Origin of the sequence: Clostridium sardiniense (assembly GCF_016907995.1) — a bacterium.
GTDB classification, from domain to species: Bacteria; Bacillota; Clostridia; order Clostridiales; family Clostridiaceae; genus Clostridium; species Clostridium sardiniense.
This window is the reverse complement of sequence record NZ_JAFBDA010000033.1, coordinates 1-14,531: the sequence shown is the minus strand read 5'-3', so window position 1 is coordinate 14,531 and position 14,531 is coordinate 1. Positions and strand designations below refer to the sequence as shown.

Annotated in this window: 12 protein-coding genes; 1 reads left to right on the top strand and 11 read right to left on the bottom strand. The window is 24.8% G+C overall.

The genetic code is table 11. The annotated features are described in order from the left end of the window. Window positions 1-12: 12 nt before the first annotated feature. The 8 genes from JOC62_RS17505 to JOC62_RS17470 form a co-directional block, all read right to left on the bottom strand. A complete protein-coding gene (locus JOC62_RS17505) occupies window positions 13-1,113 on the bottom strand; it encodes a RecB family exonuclease (protein WP_204596570.1) in 1,101 nt (366 codons plus the stop codon). Next, on the bottom strand, window positions 1,113-2,147 hold the full coding sequence (locus tag JOC62_RS17500) for a hypothetical protein (RefSeq protein ID WP_204596569.1): 1,035 nt from the start codon (window positions 2,145-2,147) through the stop codon (window positions 1,113-1,115). Before JOC62_RS17500 ends, JOC62_RS17505 begins: the two co-directional genes overlap by 1 nt. 31 nt (window positions 2,148-2,178) lie before the next feature. Then, window positions 2,179-3,753 carry a DnaB-like helicase C-terminal domain-containing protein gene (locus JOC62_RS17495; RefSeq protein ID WP_204596568.1) on the bottom strand — a complete coding sequence of 525 codons (1,575 nt, stop codon included), beginning with the start codon at window positions 3,751-3,753 and terminating at the stop codon, window positions 2,179-2,181. Window positions 3,754-3,765: 12 nt separating this feature from the next. Next, entirely contained in the window at window positions 3,766-4,293 is a 528-nt protein-coding gene (locus tag JOC62_RS17490; protein WP_204596567.1) for a hypothetical protein, read from the bottom strand. Window positions 4,294-4,349: 56 nt separating this feature from the next. Continuing rightward, on the bottom strand, window positions 4,350-5,483 hold the full coding sequence (locus tag JOC62_RS17485; RefSeq protein ID WP_204596566.1) for an AAA family ATPase: 1,134 nt from the start codon (window positions 5,481-5,483) through the stop codon (window positions 4,350-4,352). Window positions 5,484-5,567: 84 nt separating this feature from the next. After that, complete coding sequence (locus JOC62_RS17480; RefSeq protein WP_204596565.1) at window positions 5,568-6,842, bottom strand: hypothetical protein; 1,275 nt, start codon at window positions 6,840-6,842, stop codon at window positions 5,568-5,570. 223 nt (window positions 6,843-7,065) lie between these two features. Beyond that, on the bottom strand, window positions 7,066-7,230 hold the full coding sequence (locus JOC62_RS17475; protein ID WP_204596564.1) for a hypothetical protein: 165 nt from the start codon (window positions 7,228-7,230) through the stop codon (window positions 7,066-7,068). Window positions 7,231-7,423: 193 nt separating this feature from the next. Further along, window positions 7,424-7,663: a DUF2628 domain-containing protein gene (locus tag JOC62_RS17470; protein WP_204596563.1), complete on the bottom strand. Its 240-nt coding sequence runs from the start codon at window positions 7,661-7,663 to the stop codon at window positions 7,424-7,426. Between the two features lie 1,314 nt (window positions 7,664-8,977). Between JOC62_RS17470 and JOC62_RS19500 the strand changes: the two genes are divergently transcribed. Continuing rightward, complete coding sequence (locus JOC62_RS19500; protein ID WP_423883155.1) at window positions 8,978-9,736, top strand: ATP-binding cassette domain-containing protein; 759 nt, start codon at window positions 8,978-8,980, stop codon at window positions 9,734-9,736. A 63-nt stretch (window positions 9,737-9,799) separates the two neighbouring features. On the opposite strand, the gene JOC62_RS17460 is transcribed toward JOC62_RS19500, so the two are convergent. The 3 genes from JOC62_RS17460 to JOC62_RS17450 form a co-directional block, all read right to left on the bottom strand. Then, complete coding sequence (locus tag JOC62_RS17460; RefSeq protein WP_204596561.1) at window positions 9,800-11,098, bottom strand: lanthionine synthetase LanC family protein; 1,299 nt, start codon at window positions 11,096-11,098, stop codon at window positions 9,800-9,802. Window positions 11,099-11,135: 37 nt separating this feature from the next. Then, entirely contained in the window at window positions 11,136-14,111 is a 2,976-nt protein-coding gene (locus JOC62_RS17455) for a lantibiotic dehydratase (protein ID WP_204596560.1), read from the bottom strand. 63 nt (window positions 14,112-14,174) lie between these two features. Next, entirely contained in the window at window positions 14,175-14,357 is a 183-nt protein-coding gene (locus JOC62_RS17450; protein ID WP_204596559.1) for a hypothetical protein, read from the bottom strand. Window positions 14,358-14,531 lie beyond the last annotated feature (174 nt).

Below are 14,531 nucleotides of genomic sequence, written 5' to 3'. Positions count from 1 at the left end.
TTTTTATTTATCTTATAATAGATCCTCCAAATCATCTATTGTCTCTTCCATAGTTTTTTTTCTATTTTGATAACTATTTTTATTTCCTTCTTTATATTCATTAAAATATTTACAATCTTGTCCACATAATAAATTACAAAAGAACTCACTTCCTTTATTTATCTGGACAGGTGGAAAATTCTTATCAGAAGGATTTTCTTCATCTAAGTCCTTACATTTTTCATTTATATCATTTATTGTATTTTCAAACCAATTAATAAAATCTTGTATATCTTGTTTTTCAAATGAAACATTAACACAAAAATCAGTAATTTCAATAGTTTCGGATAATAAATCATCAATTTTATTTGTTTTTATCATATTTTCTATTCTTGATTCTATTTCTATATCATCTAATCCCATTTTCTTAAATAATCTTTTTGCAGTAGCTTTTAACTTTAAGCCTATAGCATTTCTATCAGATTTTAAACTTTTATGTACTAATTGTTTTTTTGAATTTATTTCATCCCATTCTAAATTGCAATATTTAAGCATATTGAAATATAATTTATTAATTTTAAATCCTTCTTTTTGCAGAGCATAAGCATAGGCTAACAGCTGCAGCTTCTTTTCCTCAAAATCTTTCTTAGAAAATTGAGAACTTGTTTTATAATCTACTATATCAATTGTTCCATCTTCATTCCAGTATATTAAATCTATAAAACCTAACATTACAGATTTAGAATCTCCAACTATTACATCAAAACCTCTTTCAATATCATACTTTTTGTGTTTAGGTTTATATCTTAGTATAAAATCTCCTACACATTCTTTATAGTTTATACCACTTTTCTCTGTTGGAAAATTTAATCCTAAAATATTTAAAGTTTCATCTAATTCTTCTAAAAACCTTTTATATGCTTGCTGATTATTTATTTTATTTTTTACTAAGTCTTGTGCAGCGTTATGTGCCGATTCTCCAGTAGCCCCATAAATATTTTGTTTACCTCTTATATGCTTTATATATTGAAGGAAATAAGCATATTTACAATGATGATACGTACTTAGTTTACTGAAACTATATATGGGAAGCCCCTTATTTTCTTCCTTAATCTCATAATTTCTATCGCTCATTAATTTATCCACTTCACTTTCTTACTAAATTTCTTCAATTGTCCTATTTTAAGATCTGCTGGTGAGTCTTTTGAACCCTTTTTTAAATATGTGTTATCTCTATCAAATAAATATCCAACCTTATATTTATTGAAAATATTTTGAGATATTAATTCATTACAAGTTTTTATAAACTCTTCTTCCTCTATCCCCTCATCTAAAGCAAGTATAATACTTTTAGGATTTAGACTTTGTATGTATCTAAGCTGTATAGGTGATATAAACCGTCCTCCTAAAGCTAAACAATTATATATCCCCAAGCTATCCATTCTCATTACAGATTTTTGTGATTCAAATAACCATATATGATTATTCAATAAATGCTCATAGTTTTGGCTATACCCAAATAATACTTTTGACTTCTCAAATTCTATTATTGGAAAATATTTTGGAACGCCATAATCTTCATAATCATATCCATTCCATCTTCCAGTGACCCCAATCAATTCTCCCTCACAATTAAATTCAGGAATAGTTATTCTATGAGTATACCAATCATATCCTATTTTAAATTTAACTTGAGTTTCTAAACTTATACCATCTTTAAGAAACAATTGATTGGGTGATTCCTCATATGAATTCAACAATTCCATAGGATATGTGACTATTTCATTTGATAAAGGATTATATTTATGTTTTTGTATCTCTGTAAATATACCACCGAATATTTTAGGTTTTTCATTTTTTTTAAAAGTCCCATTTATATTAAGGAAATTGCAAACATATTTAAAATTCTTAACAAAATCATTTTTTGTATTTCCAATTTTCCATCCTACTAATGAATATATATCTCCTCCTAAGCCATCTGCATAGTTTGAATAAGATAAATTCTCATTGAGCTTTATTCTAATAGATGTTGGATTTGCCCCCTCCTCAATAGCACATCTTAATTCATTTCCTCTTTTATGTAGACTAGCTAACCCTATATGTTCTAATAGCTCTATCAATTTATTTTCATTATTTAAAAGATAATCTTTTATTTCTAAGGCATTCAATTAACTTCACCTACTTTCTGCCTAAATTAAATTATTTACCTCTTTTATCTATATGACTAGGCATACAGAATCCCATCTCATACCATCTATTATATTTTCCATCAAATTGATAGATAATAGCTTGCCCATCATCACCATTTCTTGTTTTATCTAAAAAGAAGATTCTATATTTCTTATCTGGATCTAAAGTCACTTCCTTTTTTATATTTGTATATTTACCACTTTCTTTATCTTTTATAAATACATATGGCTTAACATCATATTTCTCTCCTGGATATTCATCATTCCATAATTCTCTAAAGATAATTATTTCTGATAAAACTTCTTTTACCCCCTTTGCTTCTGATAAACAACTAGATGTTAAAAATCTCATTCCTTCTGTATGTATAGCTAATTGCATTACTATAGTCATTCCAATATTATATTTTTTCGCCAATTGGAATAAAGTTTTAGAGTTTTCTATTAGTTTTCCTCTTGTATTTTCATTTGCCATATTTTCAGATTTAAATGTATCATATACAAAATATGCAACACCTTGTCTTGCTAATCTTTTTACTACCCTTTGAACTGAATTCATACTATAGTCTTCTAATTCAACGAATTTTATTTTCCCTAAGAAATGCTCTCTATAATATTCCTGCGCTTTTTTTACCATTGCAGCTTTTTCTGGATCTTTCATAAAACCACCTTTTTTAAGATTTCTTCTAGTAATTCCGTAATATCCAAAAAAATGAGATAGTATCATAGGAAGTATCATCCCTTTATATTTATCAATATTCATCTCATTAGCCATAATGCATACTTTTTCTTTATTATATACAATTGGCAATACTCTATTTTCTACTATGTATGAAGATTTTCCTTTTCCAGAATAAGCTCCTATTAGCTCTGCATCACCTCTATGTATTCCTAACGTCGCATTACTCATTATGGGAGAACCCCATATTATTTTATCATTCATATCTTTCCCTAAGATGTTATAAGGCAATCCTGTCTCTTCACCACTATCACACGCATTAATAAATTTATCATCTAGATCTAAATCTACTATTTTAACATTCCCCATAGCTTTAGACATAGTAATACTTTGTAATCTCCAATCATACCACTCTGCTACTTGCTGAGAGTTCATATTCTTAAATAATTCAAACGGTACAAGTTCTTTTTCTTGATTGTTTTCTGTAATAATAATAGGCTCAAATATATTAAAGCCTTCATTTTTAAATTCAATTATCATATTCTTTTTAAATAAATCATCTATGTATATAGATATATTTTTTATATTAACGCTTTCCATCGCTTGTTTAATTGATATATATCCACCCCTTAAAGCAAATCCCTCTTTTACGGTTGGTTTTTCATCTAAATATGTAGATACCGTTACTTCATCGAAATACTCATATCCTTTCTCAGCCATGTCTTTACCTAGTTTATAATAAAACCTACCATCTTCTGTTATAAAGCTTTCTAAATTTAAATCTCTATAATCATCAAAGCTATCTGGATTACTCCATAAGCAACCTATTATTTTACCTTCTAATGTTAATCTACTTTCTAATAATCTACCATCTATGTTTTTATATTTATCTATTATGTAATCAGTCATTCTGTCACCTCTCTAAAATAAATTTGAGAAATCTGTTATGGTCTTTGCTTTGAAACTATATTCTGGATTCACTTCTTCAATTTCTTCATTTATCTCTTTAATATCAGTTTTTATTTGTAACTTTTTATTTTTTATTTTCTTTTGTTCCTCAGAATAATCATGTATATCTCTACTTAAAGCACCAAAAATATATCTTATTTTGTTATATTCTTTTTCAATATCATTTTCTAATATTAATTGCGCTATTGAATCCATCTTATCTTTTAATAAGCCATTCATTTCTTCCCACGAATATAATTTATTTAAACTAATCATTTCCTTCCATAATTGAGAATTCACACTTTTATAACCTAAGATATCACATATATTTGCATATAATTCATCTTTGTTTCTTTTATCTTTCTCTTTTTCTTCTGAATATATTTCATATTCCACTGAATCACAATAGTATAAATTCCTTTTACCATTAAATAATTTAAAAGCAATATCAGTAGTCAATTGTTTACCACATATTTGACATTTACATTTTCTTCTAGCCAATATACCACCTCATTTTATTTAAGAAATTGGAGGGAAAATCTCCCTCCATATATATTTTAAAGTATAGTTAATACTTGTCTCATTCCCTCTGTAACATTTGAATCATATTCAGTTAATTTCTTAATATTAAACTTGTTCATTATTTCTTTAGCCTTATCTTTTTGTTCCTGTGTGGCTGATTTCCACTTAGCTACAATTTGTTCTTTTATTTTTTCATTTTCTTCTGGATCAACTGTTGTTGTAATGGCTTCATTTATTTCTTTGATGTGTTCTATTTTCTCTTTTCTTTCTTCGTTATCTTTTTGCTTTTTCTTCTCAAAATCTTCATCAGAAATTTTATTTCTTAAGGAAGCTCTAATTCCATCTTCTATAGCTTTAATAAAATTAGGAGCTGATAACTCAACCTTTTCAACAATTTCTTTAAATCTTGATCCTGCTTTAACAAAATTGTCCTCTCTAAAATGTATATATCTTTTTGTCCCTAAAAGTTTGCCATCTTTAATATCTTTATCAACTTGAATAGTAGCTATAACATCAGCCTTATGTGCTATTACGTTATCAAATCTACTATCTAAATTGGTAGTAAGCATTTGATATGAATCATCTTCATTCATGCCTTTTTCTTTAATTGTTCTTACTTTAGTATGAGATATTACGAATAATGTATATCCAACAGCTCTTAATCTATGCAATTGTTCTTCAACAATCTGCTCAAATCTTTCAAATCCTCCATTAAAACCTCCACAAGCTGCATTTATTGATTTGCATTGTTTGGTTGGATTTTCTTTATTTGATTGTCTTACAACCTCCGCTGATGCTAATCTGCAAAGCTCATCATATGTATCAATCCCTAAAAGCTCTATTTCAGTTTCATTGTCCATTTTATCAAGTACGAGATCATCAACAAGTTCAACAAGTTGTTTCCAAGCTGTTTTAACTGTTTTAACCTTACCTTTATCGTCTATCTTAGTTGCATCATCTATAACTTCGACTTGTATTCCTGGTAAAGTCTTATAACCATCCTCTTTTCCCATAGATATTAATAATCCATGATCTTGATTTCCATATAACGCTTCATTTATTTCATAGAATAAAGTTGTTTTACCAGCTTTTTCTACACCTCTTATGTAGTAGTAATATCCTAATATACTTGCCTTTACTTGATTTTTTTTAAAACTTCTTCTTGCCATAATTTAATCTCCCCTTTAATTTATAATTATTTTTTATTTATTTTATTATAGGAGTCATATTTCAGACTCATATATAGCAAATTATTATAATAAATCTTCCATATCATCATCTGATTCTTCTGAACCATTTTCTATTGAATTATCTTGTGTCTTTTCTGTATTTTGACTTTCTAATGCAGATTGCTTATCTACTAACATAGTTGATAATTCTAAATCTGTTTCCTCTCTACCATCTGGATAATCTTTTATATTTATTCCTATTAATCTAGTTTCATCAACCTTATCTCCAAATGTATTTCCACCTAATTTCTTTTTGATTTCTTCAAAGCTCTCTAAACCAGCTTCTATATAATCTCTTTGAGTTTGTGTTAAATCCTCCATCTGAATTTCTTTCTTTTCTGAACCCCTTGCAAATTTAACTACATATTGTAACTCATATATTAAATCCTCATCACAATCTTTAAATGGATTGATTAATATATTAACTCTCGCTTTATGTTTAGGATTATTTAAATCTAATTTTGAAGTATCCATTATGAATGTTTGAGGTACATATATATCTTGTTGCAATTGTCCATCATATGTTTTTACATATCCTGTTATTATGTATTTCTTTGTTTCTTCAAATGATTCTTCATCTAATGACATATCATTAAAGAAAATATCTAAATTACCTTTTAATCCAACTTTATCTGAATCTAAAGCTTTTTCTATTCTATTTACTTCAAATGATCTGTAGACTCTATTATCTTTTGGACTTTGAGAAAAATTAATGTTTCCTGTTATTTTAAATCTCATTCCTGGATGCTTTGGTATTTCTTCTTGTATTTTCTTAATTAAATCTATTCTGCTTAAAAATTCATGTTTCATGGCTTCCATTTCCTTAAGTTTTTCTTTTAATTGATTTACATCATTTGTATTATATCTTTCAATTAAAAGAGCCTTATCCTCATCTGATATATCGTTCTCTTCAATTTTCTCTATAATATTTCTTAGATCATATCTTTCTTTATTGTTTGAAAAATCTAATATATATTTCTGCCAATTAGCTACATTTTCTAATGCTGCTATTGTATTTCTATCCTTCCAAGGTATTTGTATATCTCCACCTTTTGTAAATGATCCATCTTCATTTTTAGTGCCTTTTGCCTTCTTCTTTAATACATGTCCAGGTTTTGATGAGTACATATCTGATACTTCAACTAACATTGATGAATCACCAGTCTTCACATTTATCATTAATTTTTCTTTAACCCAACCACTTTCAAACTCTTGCTTTTCATATGACTTAAACTTTTCTGTATCCTTTCTTATTTCTACTCCTCCAACGAATTCAAATGCATTATAAACTTTTGCCATAAATTATTCTCTCCTTTAAAACTTAATTTATTTTTTAATTATTTTATTATTGTTATTTTATAAGTTTTTAATTATATTGTTTAAACAATCAAACTTAATCAGCTCCTTTCGGAATAACTATTTTTCTTGTTTGCCTTTCGACAGTTATTATTATAATCTTTCTTTTCTTACATGTCAATATTATTTTTTATTTATTTTTATATATGTAATATCAACGTATCCTTTATTTGTCTATAATCTTAGCTTGCTCTTCTTTTAATACTAAATTACATAATGTCATATAAAAATCTTGCTCCTCCTTTGTCTTTGCATTTTTAAATAAATCTTTCAATTGGCTATATGAATAACTTTTAAAGATCTCATACAAATTGATTCCTTTATTCTTCATTGCAATTACCTCCTATTGAACAATAATTTATATATAATTATATTTTACAATAAATTTGTTAGGATTCAAGATATTTTTATACTAAAGTCATATGTTATTTTAATTAAAATAACAGTTTTAATCATATATTCTTAATTGAACTATTAAAGAGGTTATAATTAAATCTTCTCTTTAATAGTTCAAGATTTAACTGTTATTGTACTATTCTAAAGCCTTTCATCATTAACCCTTCAATATACTTTTTATTATAAATAAAAGGCATTATTAACCAGCTTATTCCGAACGTTGGTATTGCTAAGATCCACATTATAAAGAACCATTTTAGATCTCCTCTAAATAATGGAACAAAACCTCCAAAGAAAAATGTTGTCCAACTAAATCCTTGTTTTACTTGTTTTCTTAATCCTGTTTCATTTTCTAATATTATTTTCATTTTATGACTTTCCCCCTGTAGTTAATGCATAATTTTTCATGCATATACATTATATCTACCTAGTGATTAAAAGTCTATAATTTTTTAATTTAATTGTATTGAATTTCATAATTTACTATTTTTTTACATCATTTTCATATAAAATCCTTTTATTCAATATATAATTATTTATGTTAGTATTTTTAAATATTACCATATTAATAAAAATATTGAGTATAGGAGGAAATTATGAATCAAAATGTAAATCTTAAACAGGAAGATATAAATGTTAAATTTATAGATATGTTAAAATCATTTAATCAATGGCCTAGATTATTGAAATTATTATGGAATACAAATAAACTTTACTTAAGTATTATTATAATACTTACATTCATAATTGGACTTTTACCAACTGCTTCATTACTAGCATCAAAGTCTCTTATAAATGAACTTCAAATAAATTTAAATAAAAATTTTAATCAAATTTTAATAGCATTTAGTATTTTTATAGGTATATCAATACTAAATGATTTTTTAAATCTAATTAAAGAATATTTTGATGCTATATATCAAGAAATATTATCATATAAATTAAACGTACATATAATGGATAAAGCTAATCATCTAGGATTGAAAGAATTTGAAGATTCCGAAATATATGATAAACTTTCAAGAGCTAAATCAGAAATCTCATTCAGACCATATCAAATTTTTACCACTATTCTAGTTATTATTAGTAATGTAGTTACTTTAATTTCTTCAGCACTTGTTATTATACTATGGAAACCTTGGGTAGTTTTGATATTGGTTCTAGTACCTTTAATTTCAGCTATTTATAATTTAAAAGTAGGACAATTAGAATTTATCACCAATTGGAAAAGAACTAATCTTCAAAGGAAATCTTGGTATATCGGATATATATTAACTAATGATATTTCATTTAAAGAGATAAAATTTTATAATCTAGGAAATTATATGTTGAATAAGTACAAGTCAATAAATAAGAAATTCATTGAACAAGATAAATATATAGTAAAACAAAAAACTATAGTAATATTCTTATCTGAAATTATACAACAAATAGCATCTTGTTTAACTTTTCTATTGATAACGTGGACTGCATTTCTAGGTGAGATATTAATAGGTACAGCAGTTAGTCTTATAAAGGCTGTATCATTAGTTCAATCTAATGTCGAGAGCCTTGCAAAAACAATTTTTGATATGTATAAAAATAATTTGTATTTAGATCAATTATTTGAATTTTTAGATGTTCCAAACTCCTCTTTAGATGAAAATAATATTTCTAAAATAAAAATAAACGAAATTAATACAATAGAATTTAAAAATGTATATTTTAAATACCCTAACAGGGATGATTATGCTTTAGAGAATATTAACCTTATAATAAATAAAGGTGATTGTATTGCCCTTGTTGGTAAAAATGGATCTGGAAAAACAACGCTTGTAAAATTATTAACTAGACTATATGATGTTACCTCAGGAGATATATTAATTAATGGTATATCTATTAAAAATATTGATTCATATAGTTTACGAAGAAAAATATCAACAGTTTTCCAAGATTATTTAAAATATGAATTAACTCTTAGAGATAATATTGGAGTTGCTAATTTATCATCAATTAATAATGATAGTAAACTAATTAATGCTTGTAAGAATTCAGGGTTATATGATGATATGACTCTTTTTCAGAATGGTTTTGATTCTCAATTAGGTGTGTGGTTTCCTGAGGGAACCCAATTATCAGGAGGTCAATGGCAAAAGGTCGCTATTTCTAGAGCATTTTTTAGAAATTCAGATTTATTTATATTAGATGAACCAAGCTCTGCTCTTGATCCTTTGTCAGAAAAATTATTATTCGATAAATTTTTAGAATTAATAGATAATAACATAGGAATCTTTATAACTCATAGATTTATAAATGCTAAGTATGCAAAAAAAATAATAGTTTTAGAAAATGGTAAAATCATAGAAAGTGGTACACATCATGAATTGATAGTAAAACAAGGAGAGTATAAAAAACTATATGATATACAATACAACTCTTTAAATTTACAAAATACATTATAAATATAGTTTTGAATTATACATAAAAAAATAAGCCGCATTTACGCAGCTTATTTTTTATTAGTTTCAACTAAGTAATAACACTTCATCCCACTTAGGTGAATTATATGAAATCGAGCTTAGTAATACTAATGCTATTCCAGTTGAACCAGTAAGAAATCCAGGGATATCATAAGATCTATTTATGTCATTATTATCAAAACAAAACTTTTTGTTTAAATTGATATTATATAATAATTTATCTATAAGCTCATCTGAATGATTACAAATTAAGTATTTATTACGAGATCTGAATATTACTTGCAATATTCCGGCATACCCATGACAAATCATTGGAGATGATATAATCCATTTTTCTCTTGGAATATTATATATATTTTCTAAAATATTATTAGCAAGTTTGTTAATCTCATTAGTATTAGACACGTCACTTGATAATAAAACTGGTATCCCTATCCCTGGATTACCATAACACCAAGCTATTCTTTTATATTCACCTAATTCATAATTATTATTATTTTGAGTTACATAACAAGGCCAAATATCATCTTTTACAATAGTGTTAATTTTTAATAACCAATCCTGAATATTTTTTATCACTTCTCTTTGTCCATCTACCTCAATATTATTTTTAATCAATAATGATAATATAGCAAGAATTGCAGGAAGCCCATGTGCTATACCTAAATTATATTCATATTTATCTGTGAATATAATTTTGTTATTTTCATCAATATCAACTCTTTTCATAATCCATCCTTTTACACGTTTTCCATTTAAATTTTTATCTTCACATAACTTTACAAGGTAATTAGAAATTTTATACAGCAAATTTTTCATATCATCGTTATTATCTTTTCTCAATAAAATATATCTAGTTATCCCCATTAACCCGCTAATTAAGTCAATTTCAGAGTCAAACTTGGCTTCAAAATTATCATCTAATTTATTATCTATAATCTTATTTAAAGCTGGTGTAAAATTTTCAATGAATAAATCATCTAATGTCTTTAATAATTTAGAATAATTTCCTGTATCTTCATTAATTAAAGATATTGCATAGTTAAAGCCTGTTATTCCACTATATAAAGAAAAGTCATTTAAATAGTTGCATATATAGTCATTACTAAAAATTATATATTTATGAATTAATTCTTTAGTATCAATATTAAGAACCTTATCTATTTCATTTAAAAATATTATTATTCCAGCAGTCCCACTTGCTAATGAAATATCCTCATTAACTATAGTATCTTTAGGATTAGAAAGCCTATTAATCAACTCATTACATATCTTTTCTATTGAACTTCTATGATTATTATTAATCTTATACCCTGCCCAATTATAATCTTTAATCTTTACCACTATAACATACCCCCTGATATTTTTAATAATATCAACTTTATTGTATATGATTTCTCCAAAACTTAAGATCTCTTAAAGCACATCTTAAAAGTTCTCTAACCTTTATCTCAAATAAAATATCTGAGAAATTAAATCTATTACAACTCATATGTATTAAGCTATTTACAATAGAATACATATAATTTTTATCATTAATTTCTCTTAATTTTTTTAAATTTGATTCCTTATCTTTTTCATAAATTAATTCTCTAATTTTATTAAATTCTATCTCATTATTATTAGTTATAATGTTAAGTATTTCATTTCTATAATCCCTATAGTTTATAATATCCTTTTTACTTTTATCATTTATATCTATAAATTCGCAACACTCCTCGTATGACAATCCCATTGAATTAAACATATTTATAATAGCAGCTACTAAAATTGACTCTATAGAAGTTTTTATGCTTTTATTTTTTATTTTTAATAAAACTCTCATAACAAATAAAGAATCGTAATAGAAATATTGCTCTACAAACTTAAAATATTTCTTTCCACCATATCTGATTATTTCTGGATTATATAAATTAAAACTTATATCATTTGATAATGAAAACTCATTTAATTTATTAAAGAATTTATTTATTTCTGGAATTATTTTAAGTAAATTTTCTTTATTTCCTTTTAGCCTTATTCTTAAATGAGGAAGATCATCTTCATATCGAATAAAGAACATTTCATCTATATCCAAATTTTTTAATAACGTTTCAATAAAACTATATAAATAATCTGTTATTATTAAATCCATATTATTTTTATCTACATATAACTTTATATAAACATAATTTTCACCTAGAAGATAACTTTCATGATTGCATATGTCTTTTGGATTATTAATAAAATTATTTTTCATACTATCGTTTTTTATAGGAATAATAACTTCACTTAAATATTTTCCATTACCTCTTTCTATAAGCTGATGTTCACTTAAACTATATATTTCTTCTAAAACAAACATTTTCTCTTTTCTAAGAATATCAAAAAGAAATTCTATATCTTCTCTATCTTCCGTATTTATTAATAATTTATTATCATATTTTAACAAACTCACATACTTATCCACCTGATTAGTTATTTTGAAATCTTTAAAATAACTTCTCCAACCTTCTTCAGTAAAATCATCTAAAAAATAATCTCTAATTGTCCATGTAAAAGGCTTTAAAATTATTTTCTTATACTTAATTCTTGGACTATAACTATAACATGTTAATTCATTAAATATAGACATATTAGGAATAGATTCATTAAATCTATCTATAATTAATATGAGCTTATATATATTAGGCATAAGAGTATAGTTAAGCATATGTAATTTTGCTATCTTAACTTGTTTTTTTAACTTATTAGACCATAAATATAATCTATTATTTTTATAAATTACACTTATATCATTTATACCAATGCTACTTTTATCATCATAAATATTCAACTTCATGTTTTTATCTAGAATATCTAAATTTCTTATAACATTTTGTAATTTAGAATCATGAGATTGATGAAGAAGTTGCAAATATTCAATATTTTCATTAGTATACAATTTATTTAAATTTATAAAAAAATCATCATCATCTATAAGATCACAAAACCTTCCAAATGATGCTCCAATATTATCACCATAATTAGAATTATTTATAATAAATTTAAAATCATCTTTACCATCTATATTAATAGATATTAATCTACCATAAATCTCCATATCACTTATAAAAATATCTTTTTCTGGAGTTTTAAAATCTAAATTTATATCACTTAATTCTATTTCTTTTTCTTTTTTTAACATACAATCATTCATTTTTTTTATAATAAACGTATTAATTTTATTAAATTCTATAGAATTGTTTTCTCTAAAACTATTGATTATATTTTCCAATCCAAGATCATTCATATATAGATCTCTTATTGGAACCTTTATATTTTCACCATATCTATCAATAAATCTAGATAAAAATAAATCCTTTTGTTCTTTGTATTCTTTAGAACATCCAAACATATTCCACATCCATTTACATGCTTCACATAAAGAATCAGTCACTTCACTATTTATGGATATATTTATATCTTCAATTTTAGTGTCAACCTGAATATAATCAGTAGTTTTATTTAATTTTCGCATAATATTTATTAATTTATTACATTTATACTCATTAAATCTTTGACTAATATTAAGGTCTAAAACCAATTCATCTATTACTTTTAGATCTTTAACATATTCATTGCAAAAGTTTGCCTGTTCAAGAATATTTATAATATTTTTAAGTTTAATATCTTCTTCTCTAAATTCACTAATAAGATATCTATTTTTTACTAATCCTAAAATCAAATTTATAATTTGATCTTTAAATTCAATTCCATATATCTCTATCATTTTTTTAACTAAACTTTCAATGTTTATTGGAGTCTCAGCAAATTTTGATATATTATTAACTTGTTCTGTATATTCTATTGATGATATAGAATTAGTATCCATATTATCATATACATACAATCTATTATCTTGTATGTATACATTTTCATTAAACTTAGCTTTAATAAGCCTAAGAATTTTATAATTAGATTCCATTTCCTTTATAATATCTAAAAGCCATACATAACTAATTCTATATATTTTTTTAAGATTATAGCATTTTTCTAGCATAGTCTTATTTGAAAATTTCCCTACTGTGAATCCAGAAAAAATTCCAAATGGAGTTGCCCTGCTTGACATTCTTTTATAATAATTTTTAAGAGAAATATCTATCATTTTTTTATTTTTTATACTTTTATTTGTTGAAGATACTATAGAATTATATAGATCTGGACTTGCCCAAAAAATTGCTTCACGAAAATACGAATCATTTTGAAAAATATCGTAAAAGTCACAGTTTTCTTTATCTAAATACATGTTTATAGAATAAGCTGGTACTCTTAAAGCAAAATGAGTAAATGGAGTTAAATGTATTTCATTTGAGATTTCCTTTATTTTTTTTACCATTAAATACATCCCCCTTATAAAATAATGATGTATTTACTTATATCAATTTCAAATTTTATAGCATTACACTATACATTCATTTTTTGTATTACAACGTGATGTTCCTGTGCAAGTAGTAAGTCCTCCTGTATTGTGACATCCAACTAAAGTAATTGTACAAAGTTTTGAAAGTGTATTAATTGTATAAAAGCTAGTAGGTTGTTGTTTTTTTTGAACATTTAAATCTAAGTCAAAAGAATTTTTCATTTTAAATCTCCCCTTTTATCTTTTGTATTTTTTTGTGATTAAATAATAAAATTTGTTAAAAATATTAATTTAAGTAAATACATCAACTTTATTATACCATTTTTTTCAAAAAAGTATAATTATATTATAAATATTTTGTAAATCATATACATATATGGTTTATAATATATTAAT

What these genes read in the sequence shown, in the direction of transcription:
- JOC62_RS17505 (WP_204596570.1), bottom strand. Translation starts at nt 1,113, where the DNA reads ATGAGCGATAGAAATTATGAGATTAAGGAAGAAAATAAGGGGCTTCCC.
- JOC62_RS17495 (WP_204596568.1), bottom strand. Translation starts at nt 3,753, where the DNA reads ATGACTGATTACATAATAGATAAATATAAAAACATAGATGGTAGATTA.
- JOC62_RS17485 (WP_204596566.1), bottom strand. Translation starts at nt 5,483, where the DNA reads ATGGCAAGAAGAAGTTTTAAAAAAAATCAAGTAAAGGCAAGTATATTA.
- JOC62_RS17480 (WP_204596565.1), bottom strand. Translation starts at nt 6,842, where the DNA reads ATGGCAAAAGTTTATAATGCATTTGAATTCGTTGGAGGAGTAGAAATA.
- JOC62_RS17475 (WP_204596564.1), bottom strand. Translation starts at nt 7,230, where the DNA reads ATGAAGAATAAAGGAATCAATTTGTATGAGATCTTTAAAAGTTATTCA.
- JOC62_RS17470 (WP_204596563.1), bottom strand. Translation starts at nt 7,663, where the DNA reads ATGAAAATAATATTAGAAAATGAAACAGGATTAAGAAAACAAGTAAAA.
- JOC62_RS17455 (WP_204596560.1), bottom strand. Translation starts at nt 14,111, where the DNA reads ATGGTAAAAAAAATAAAGGAAATCTCAAATGAAATACATTTAACTCCA.
- JOC62_RS17450 (WP_204596559.1), bottom strand. Translation starts at nt 14,357, where the DNA reads ATGAAAAATTCTTTTGACTTAGATTTAAATGTTCAAAAAAAACAACAA.